Genomic DNA, 6,000 nt, shown 5'->3' with positions numbered 1-6,000 from the left:
GCAGTCTTCTACAAGAGAAGGTTATTTTCATTTACACAAAATTCTTGACGCTACCGAAAAGTAAGATATGTGCTGTTTATCATAACTTCTATTTTATCAACCTCAGTTATTGTTTATATATTTGATTCTGCTGAGGGGGTTGTGGGTGCATCAGGGATTGGTTTTGGAATGATGGCCATATTTATCTATATTTTCGTTTTCGTCAAGAATGTCATGAGTAAGCGTTTGAAAATAGTTGTTCTTGTGTGGACTTTAATCGCTTGGAGAACGACATTTACGATTTCAGGAATAAGCATAAGTGGGCACGTCGGTGGTTTTCTTGGGGGAGCGATATTTAGTATGATCGCGTTAAACAAAGAAAAGATTGAAGAGAATTGGAACCGTAAACGATAAAGAAAAAAGTGAGTGTCTCCAACACTCGCTTTTGGGGCGGTATCGATATATTCTGCGAAGAATTGCTTCTTAGAATGTTTGCCTTTCCATCTAAATACCATTATTTTTTGCCATCTTTGCTTTTCTTCGTTTCTAAATCAATGACCACAAACGAGCCGTTCCTTATCTCCCAATATTGTTTGGCCTCCATACCGTCTTTACTTATCAGTAAAGCAGACATTTTATCTCCAACCTCAAGATTCCTTCTTCTTTCTTCACTATAAAATGCACAAACGTAAAAGTTGGAGTCTATCGATGAAATATTCCTTGAAAGATGAATAAAGCAATTTAGTACAGTCAATGCAGGCATCCCCATCAGATAACACCGAATTCACGTTCTGTTCAAAACCTCGGCAATTTTCGGTATACTGAGCCCCTCCGCATAATGCAGAATCATTCGTGCACGTTCTACGCTCTGATATTTTTCCGAACGGGTCTGGCTAATCGTGCATCATGCCACAACTGAATTTACACATTCCTGGTCTTATTTTATTTGTTCTACATATAATGATGGCAGATTAAATGGAAAGGAGTGATATTTCTATGGATAATGAATATAACAACGACGATGACTTGGAGAAGAAGCAAAAACGTGATGAAGAAGCTTTAGAGAAGAAGCAAAAACGTGACGAAGAAGCTTTAGAGAAGAAGCAAAAACGTGACGAAGAAGCTTTGGCTAAGAAGCAAAATCGCAATGATACTGACGAAAATACTGACGATGATACGGATGATGATACGGATGATGATTTAGATTGATAAATAAAATGTTCCTTGATCCTGTGAACTTCGACCCCAAACGTAGACGACCGAATTAAATACCTACGTAGTGAAGAGGTGGCTCCTGATTTCATCAGGAGTCATCTTATTTAATGTCCACAGGTATCTTTCTGAGTTGTAGTGCTGGATGTACTCGTTTATCATGTTTTCGGATCGTTCGGTTGATTAGCTCGAAACGCTCTGATGGTGTCAATGTTTGACCAGTTTAGCCTGCCTCTGTAGTGCGTAGATCTTTTTTAGGAGATTATTTTCCGCTTCTAGGAGCTTGAATCTTGCCCTCGTTTTAACTTTTCCTCCGCGGCTATAGTGGTCCTTGAGCACCTCGCGCCAGCAGCCATAGGCGCCCTCCTGAGCGCCAACGTAGTAGCAGAGAATCTGGCGGTGTCCTTCCTCGTCGATACCCATGGCAAAGTAAATCAACTCACCGCTTACCGTGCTGCGTTAGATCTTCGCGTACAGACCGTCCAGGTAAATGATGGTATACCGTTTCTGCATAGGACGTACTGCCGGTTCTTAAAAACTTCAAACACGGTAGCGGTGATACTGACGATGGTGGGGGAGTAGTGGCTGCCAAACATGCTCTCGATAAATCGGGCGCCATCGAGGGTTCCCATGCCGCTTTTATACATCTGGATGACGGCTCCCTCCAGCCATCCGTGACGCTTGGTAGGGCTCGAATCCTTGTGTTTGGAACTGACCGTTACGGTCATGCGGAACTTCGAACTTCTTGATATAGCCGTATTTGGTGTGCAGGCCACGGTATCCGTTGCGGCTGTACGCTGCTCTTCCTGTTTGCTCTCCATAAATTGCTTGATTACAACTTTCATGAAGGACTCCAGGCAATATTTCACAAACTGCTATGCAACATTTTTTACATAGATTGGATATCGCGTTTCCGGATAAAGTAGTTATCGAGTAGAGACCTCTCTCGGTGATCTCGTAATTCAGAGGATACCCAATTTTTTTTGTGCCTTACTAGGCTCCAATTCTTGGTACACAAACTATTATCAAAACCTTGGTTCACCACTAATTACGATACACGAATTTCATTCGTGCGAGTTCGTCAATCTGGCTACACCATCGTGCAACATAATCAGCTATACTTTGATGACTTCGCCCTGAACAAGCAGAGTCATCGCTTAATATAATAATCTTGTAGTAGAGAGGAGGAGAATATTTTGGGTAGAAAAGAGGATAGAAGTGAATTGAATAAGGATATATCATTTGATAACGATATAAGAGCAGACGCAGAAGGGGATGCCGATGCGGACGCTGATGCGAATACCAATGCGAAAGCTGATGCTGATGCCAATGCAAAAGCGATAGCCGATGCCGATGCGAAAGCTGATGCGGATGCAGACGCTGATGCGGATGCAGACGCCGATGCCGATGCCGATGCCGATGCGAAAGCTGACGCCGATGCTGATGCCGATGCTGATGCGGATGCCGATGCAGACGCCGATGCTGATGCGGATGCCGATGCTGATGCGGATGCCGATGCTGATGCGAATGCTGATGCGGATGCAGATGCCGACGCGAAAGCTGATGCAGACGCCGACGCCGATGCTGATGCGAAAGCAGATGCTGATGCGGATGCTGATGCAGACGCCGACGCCGATGCTGATGCTGATGCGGATGCTGATGCCGATGCCGACGCTGATGCAGACGCCGACGCCGATGCTGATGCGAAAGCAGATGCTGATGCAGACGCCGACGCTGAATCTGATGCCGACGCCGATGCTGATGCGAAAGCTGATGCTGATGCGGATGCCGATGCGGACGCCGATGCTGATGCAGACGCCGATGCCGATGCCGATGCGGATGCAGATGCTGATGCGGATGCAGATGCTGATGCGGATGCAGATGCAGATGCCGATGCCGATGCGGACGCGAAAGCTGATGCCGACGCCGACGCCGATGCTGATGCGAAAGCTGATGCCGACGCCGATGCTGATGCCGATGCGGATGCGGATGCAGATGCAGATGCCGATGCAGATGCAGATGCAGATGCGAAAGCTGATGCGGATGCCGATGCCGATGCAGACGCCGACGCTGAATCTGATGCGGACGCCGATGCTGATGCGAAAGCTGATGCGGATGCTGATGCCGACGCCGATGCCGACGCCGATGCCGATGCCGATGCCGATGCAGATGCAGATGCTGATGCCGATGCCGATGCCGATGCAGACGCCGACGCTGATGCGGATGCAGATGCCGATGCGGACGCCGATGCGGATGCGGATGCTGATGCCGATGCCGATGCAGACGCTGATGCCGATGCGGATGCAGACGCTGATGCGGATGCCGATGCGGATGCCGATGCCGATGCCGATGCAGACGCCGATGCCGACGCCGATGCCGATGCAGATGCGGATGCCGATGCCGATGCCGACGCTGATGCTGATGCAGATGCGGACGCCGATGCCGATGCGGACGCCGATGCCGATGCGGACGCCGATGCGGATGCGGACGCCGATGCGGATGCGGATGCCGATGCGGATGCGGATGCCGATGCAGATGCCGATGCCGATGCAGATGCCGATGCCGATGCGGACGCCGATGCGGATGCGGATGCCGATGCGGATGCTGATGCAGATGCCGATGCCGATGCCGATGCAGATGCCGATGCCGATGCCGACGCTGATGCTGATGCGGATGCGGATGCCGATGCGGATGCGGACGCCGATGCGGATGCGGATGCGAAAGCTGATGCAGATGCCGACGCCGATGCCGACGCCGATGCGGATGCAGATGCGGATGCGGATGCCGACGCTGATGCTGATGCAGATGCGGACGCCGATGCGGATGCAGATGCCGATGCAGATGCTGATGCGAAAGCAGATGCGGATGCCGACGCTGATGCGGATGCCGACGCCGATGCGGATGCCGACGCTGATGCGGATGCCGACGCCGATGCGGATGCGGACGCCGATGCGGATGCCGACGCTGATGCGGATGCGGACGCCGATGCGGATGCCGACGCTGATGCCGACGCTGATGCGGATGCCGACGCTGATGCGGATGCTGACGCTGATGCCGACGCTGATGCGGATGCGGATGCGGATGCCGATGCAGATGCAGATGCGGATGCGGATGCTGACGCGAAAGCTGAATCTGATGCCGATGCCGACGCTGATGCGGATGCCGACGCTGATGCGGATGCGGATGCAGATGCTGACGCGAAAGCTGAATCTGACGCCGATGCGGATGCGGATGCAGATGCAGATGCAGATGCCGATGCAGATGCGGATGCGGATGCTGACGCGAAAGCTGAATCTGACGCCGATGCGGATGCCGACGCTGATGCGGATGCGGATGCTGACGCGAAAGCTGAATCTGACGCCGATGCAGATGCCGATGCAGATGCCGATGCAGATGCTGATGCGGATGCTGATGCTGACGCGAAAGCTGAATCTGACGCCGATGCTGACGCCGATGCCGACGCCGACGCCGATGCCGACGCGAAAGCTGAATCTGACGCTGATGCCGACGCCGATGCGGATGCGGATGCGGACGCTGATGCCGATGCCGACGCTGACGCCGATGCCGATGCCGATGCTGATGCGGATGCTGACGCCGATGCAGATGCCGATGCCGACGCGAAAGCTGAATCTGACGCCGATGCGGATGCTGATGCGGATGCAGATGCGGATGCTGATGCCGACGCTGACGCCGATGCGGATGCCGATGCCGATGCAGACGCGAAAGCTGAATCTGACGCTGATGCCGACGCCGATGCGGATGCCGATGCGGATGCCGACGCGAAAGCTGAATCTGACGCCGACGCCGACGCCGATGCAGATGCAGATGCGGATGCCGACGCTGACGCGGATGCTGACGCCGATGCCGACGCCGATGCCGACGCCGACGCGAAAGCTGAATCTGACGCCGATGCCGACGCCGATGCCGACGCTGACGCGGATGCTGACGCCGATGCCGACGCCGATGCCGACGCTGATGCGGATGCCGATGCGGATGCCGACGCTGACGCTGACGCCGATGCAGATGCGGACGCTGATGCGGATGCCGACGCTGATGCGGATGCCGACGCTGATGCGGATGCCGATGCTGACGCTGACGCCGATTCCGACGCTGATGCAAAAGCTGACTCTGGGCACAATAGCTTTACAAACGGGAACAATACCATCATCAACTACACCGATAATTCTGGTGCATATATCGCTATGACAATGTATGCAATTACTATGTTGGAAGCCTTAAAGGGAAACAACAATTCAAACAGGATAGATACCCTAATCTCCAACCTAACCAATACACTGAATGGGTTGTTGCAAGGAGAAAACGGTAATCGTAAAGTTATTCTTGATACTATTAATTCTCTCAAAAAAGAGAAAGATTGAGGGGGATTGTATGTCACGAACAAATGTCTCACGCTGTACGATTCCTACGAAGAAAGATAACGAGAACCTTTATGTGAAAGTTAAAAACAATAACGAAAAATATAGTCGTCAATTCGAAATGAATGTATACGATAAAGATTCGTCAACAAAAGAATCATTACCCATATATGTAGATGACCAGCTTACACTTATCGATACCCTAGAGCCTGGAGCACAAAAAGTCTATAGAGTAGACGTATCGAGTGTGGAGGGAAAGGTTATTTTCGAGATTATTCAAAAAACGGGCGGCTCAGGTATTAAAGTTTCCAGAAACAGCAAAAATCCATCTACTTTAGAATTACAAATTAAATAAACTCTCATGACCCGACCAGGTCAAAGGCTATGATGAATATCTCATCATAGCCTTTTTTACGCTTTGCAGCAGCGCATC

Annotated in this window: 5 protein-coding genes and 2 pseudogenes; 3 read left to right on the top strand and 4 right to left on the bottom strand. The window is 51.2% G+C overall.

Annotated elements, in window-relative coordinates:
- Positions 1-69: 69 nt before the first annotated feature.
- The gene (locus tag LQV63_RS29220) at positions 70-393 is read left to right on the top strand and encodes a rhomboid family intramembrane serine protease (protein WP_233699346.1); all 324 of its coding nucleotides are present in this window, start codon (positions 70-72) and stop codon (positions 391-393) included.
- A gap of 370 nt (positions 394-763) precedes the next feature.
- Here the strand turns inward: LQV63_RS29220 and LQV63_RS32245 are convergent, their stop codons facing one another.
- Complete coding sequence (locus LQV63_RS32245) at positions 764-877, bottom strand: helix-turn-helix domain-containing protein (RefSeq protein ID WP_407672988.1); 114 nt, start codon at positions 875-877, stop codon at positions 764-766.
- 98 nt (positions 878-975) lie between these two features.
- On the opposite strand from LQV63_RS32245, the gene LQV63_RS29215 reads away from it, so the two are divergent.
- Positions 976-1,188 (top strand): hypothetical protein, encoded by a 213-nt coding sequence (locus tag LQV63_RS29215; RefSeq protein ID WP_233699345.1) that lies wholly within the window; start codon positions 976-978, stop codon positions 1,186-1,188.
- Between the two features lie 63 nt (positions 1,189-1,251).
- On the opposite strand, the pseudogene LQV63_RS29210 reads toward LQV63_RS29215, so the two are convergent.
- The 3 genes and pseudogenes from LQV63_RS29210 to LQV63_RS29195 all read right to left on the bottom strand — a co-directional run.
- Positions 1,252-1,356 (bottom strand): annotated as a pseudogene (locus tag LQV63_RS29210) (IS3 family transposase); the annotation flags it as partial.
- Between the two features lie 147 nt (positions 1,357-1,503).
- A pseudogene (locus LQV63_RS32375) lies at positions 1,504-2,121 on the bottom strand (transposase); the annotation flags it as partial.
- A 308-nt stretch (positions 2,122-2,429) separates the two neighbouring features.
- On the bottom strand, positions 2,430-5,327 hold the full coding sequence (locus LQV63_RS29195) for a hypothetical protein (protein ID WP_233699341.1): 2,898 nt from the start codon (positions 5,325-5,327) through the stop codon (positions 2,430-2,432).
- A gap of 253 nt (positions 5,328-5,580) precedes the next feature.
- Between LQV63_RS29195 and LQV63_RS29190 the strand changes: the two genes are divergently transcribed.
- Positions 5,581-5,922 (top strand): hypothetical protein, encoded by a 342-nt coding sequence (locus LQV63_RS29190; protein ID WP_019418950.1) that lies wholly within the window; start codon positions 5,581-5,583, stop codon positions 5,920-5,922.
- Positions 5,923-6,000 lie beyond the last annotated feature (78 nt).

This window comes from Paenibacillus profundus (assembly GCF_021369635.1).
Classification (GTDB): Bacteria; Bacillota; Bacilli; order Paenibacillales; family Paenibacillaceae; genus Paenibacillus_B; species Paenibacillus_B profundus.
This window is presented reverse-complemented; position numbering and strand designations above follow the sequence as displayed.

Bases quoted from the DNA above. Each gene is read 5' to 3' on its own strand.
- LQV63_RS29190 (WP_019418950.1), top strand. From the start codon at position 5,581: ATGTCACGAACAAATGTCTCACGCTGTACGATTCCTACGAAGAAAGAT.
- LQV63_RS29215 (WP_233699345.1), top strand. From the start codon at position 976: ATGGATAATGAATATAACAACGACGATGACTTGGAGAAGAAGCAAAAA.